We start from the raw sequence: 2,432 nt of genomic DNA, 5'->3' as shown, positions 1-2,432 counted from the left end.
CTCAATAAGAGTCATAACTTATCACATCAGAAATTATATGATAAAATATTGTTTTCTATGAATAAAATACCTTCAAAAATGAACCAAAATGTGGTTAATAAATAGTTATGATTTGTTCTCATTTTTTTACTTTTGAAAGAAAATTATTATGACAGAAAATGATATTCTTTTGACAGACCGTGAAAGTGCAAAATTGCTTCATATGAGTGTCTCAACATTCCGCCGTCATGTTACCAATGGCTCTTTGCCAAAACCTTTAAAATTTGGCTTTTTATCCCGTTGGTTACAATCGGATCTTTTAAATGTCATCGAGCAAGCGAAACAACAACGTCAAAGTGACGCAGCATAAAAAGAAAACCTTGTCACGTAAGGACGGACAAGGCTTTCTCTGCTGAAGCAAGACTTAAGGCTGGCATTCAAGTTGTTCTGAATGTTTTTTACAATAAGGGCTATTTAAGCGTCTCTCAACACTTCGCTGAGGCATGACAGCACCAGGACGACATATGGGAAGATTGTCCGATTTATGGTTCTCACACCATTCTTGTATTGTAAAGCTAGGACGAAAACCTGATTGCGCCATACACATTTCAATACTGGCAAATTGATTCAAATCTAGCGCCACAACCTTATTAAGGTCCGGTACTCCACATTCTAAAAGTATTTTATTTCTCCATAATGTTGGAGAAAGTGAGGGAATTGAGTTAACACATCCAGTGATACTTAACAGAGCTATACAACTCAACAGTTTTAAGATTTTCTTCATTTTTCCCCTCTTTCAATGGATTTATTTACGATAAAACAGTTCATAAGCCTGTTGATATTTTCTGTCACCGCTGTTTAAAACAATGGTGAACAATATTGAGATGGTGGATTGAGGAAACAATCCCGCCATTCCAAGCGAAGGCAAGGATGGCGGATTGTTGATCATTACAAACAGCAAGATTTAAGGCTGGCATTCATCCGCATTTTTATACCTTTTACAAAATGGGCTATTTAAGCGCTTCTCAACACTTCTCTGTGGGATGACAGCACCAAACTGACAAATGGGAAGGTTTTCTTCTCTAAATGTATAACACCAGTTTCCTCTCCCTTTATAATGGAATCCTGATTGAACCATGCAAGCATAAATTGTTGCATCCTCATTAACACTAAGCTTTCTATTTTCTGAATCAGCATCAATAAGACTCGGCATTCCACATTCTAATAAGGCTTTTCCTACCTCAGTAGAATCTGCACCTGCCTTCTCCCACATACTCACGTACTCTGGAGGACTGCTGTCAATTTTTGATATGTCACATCCAGTCACACTTAATAGGACTATACCACTCAATAATTTTAAAATTTGTCTCATTTTTTCTTCCATAAATGATCTAAAGTCGAATAAATTGAATGAATTTGTTTAGTAGGAGATGTTCCATAATTAGTTATACACGCTTTACTTGCATCACCATAACAATTATGGGGACTAGGATCATAACCACCTAACGCCCTCCCTCCCTCTATCAATGGAGAGGTTGCTGTAGTCAATAAACTGTTTCCTACAAACAGCGTCATATATAAAGGATTTTTTATACCTTTCTCCAAAAGTGAAACATCTAGATTTAAAGGTACTTTATAAAAAGTAGGTGCATTGTAACCAAACAACGTACTAATAGGGTCAGATGCATGGCTTTGTAAGTAAACATGATCATTTTTGCCATCGCTTACGACATATAATGCATTCGCTATCGATTGAGCATGATCCGCTGGTCCATAAAGATAAATATCTGTTTTTTCTGCTATACCGTGGATGCCGCGCTTTTCAAAGTCACGTAGTCCATTGCCTACTGTTAAGCTACCACGACTATGCGCACTAATAATCGCCCCATCATTACCATAACGAGAGGCAAAATCTTGGAATTTCTTGGTCGAATTACTCCATCCCCCAAAATACTCATAAATTGCTACCCCGAACTCTACTAGCTTATCTTTAGCTTGGGGGTGGTAGGTAAAATAAAGGGGTTCATGCGCATTATCAGCCATTTTGACGGCATTACGCGCTGCATCATCAGGGGAATTTAAAATGCCATTATAGAACATACGCCTGTTGCCATCAGAGCCTTTTTGTAAATGATTTTCTTCCTCTGGTTTTAAAAAATGATACAAAACAATATTTTTTCCATCACTGTCTTTTTTAGGTTTTCCATTTTCATCAGTTAAATAGAGGGTATTGCCATTTTCATCATGCGCAACCTCACCCACTGGGTGGTCAACACGCAATACAATTTTACGCACTTTATCCCAGTATCCCAATCCTTCATCTGATAAATCATTGATCATGTCTAAGCGATTATGCACTGCTCCTTCAAGCGGTGTGGCGTCTATCGGTGCGACAGCTTGGTGGGCTGCTGCGGTGTTGCGGTTGAGTGCATCAATGATTTGTCCAGCATCTT

General features: G+C 38.2%; 3 protein-coding genes and 1 pseudogene. 1 reads left to right on the top strand and 3 read right to left on the bottom strand.

Going from position 1 to position 2,432, the window contains the following annotated elements; genetic code table 11:
- Nucleotides 1-148: 148 nt before the first annotated feature.
- A complete protein-coding gene (locus PVV57_RS10060) occupies nucleotides 149-349 on the top strand; it encodes an AlpA family transcriptional regulator (protein WP_007347209.1) in 201 nt (66 codons plus the stop codon).
- Nucleotides 350-403: 54 nt separating this feature from the next.
- Here the strand turns inward: PVV57_RS10060 and PVV57_RS10055 are convergent, their stop codons facing one another.
- From PVV57_RS10055 to PVV57_RS10045, 3 genes and pseudogenes are all read right to left on the bottom strand, one after another.
- Complete coding sequence (locus tag PVV57_RS10055; RefSeq protein WP_273784017.1) at nucleotides 404-763, bottom strand: hypothetical protein; 360 nt, start codon at nucleotides 761-763, stop codon at nucleotides 404-406.
- Between the two features lie 180 nt (nucleotides 764-943).
- Complete coding sequence (locus PVV57_RS10050; RefSeq protein WP_273758712.1) at nucleotides 944-1,351, bottom strand: hypothetical protein; 408 nt, start codon at nucleotides 1,349-1,351, stop codon at nucleotides 944-946.
- A pseudogene (locus tag PVV57_RS10045) lies at nucleotides 1,348-2,432 on the bottom strand (filamentous hemagglutinin); the annotation flags it as partial. The pseudogene PVV57_RS10045 and the gene PVV57_RS10050, both read right to left, overlap by 4 nt.

This window comes from Bartonella sp. AU15XJBT (assembly GCF_028618615.1).
In the GTDB taxonomy this organism is placed as follows: domain Bacteria; phylum Pseudomonadota; class Alphaproteobacteria; order Rhizobiales; family Rhizobiaceae; genus Bartonella.
Note: the sequence above shows the minus strand (reverse complement) of the source record. Positions and strands in the feature narration are given on the sequence as shown.

Coding starts and splice junctions, on each gene's coding strand:
- PVV57_RS10060 (WP_007347209.1), top strand. CDS start 149: ATGACAGAAAATGATATTCTTTTGACAGACCGTGAAAGTGCAAAATTG.
- PVV57_RS10055 (WP_273784017.1), bottom strand. CDS start 763: ATGAAGAAAATCTTAAAACTGTTGAGTTGTATAGCTCTGTTAAGTATC.
- PVV57_RS10050 (WP_273758712.1), bottom strand. CDS start 1,351: ATGAGACAAATTTTAAAATTATTGAGTGGTATAGTCCTATTAAGTGTG.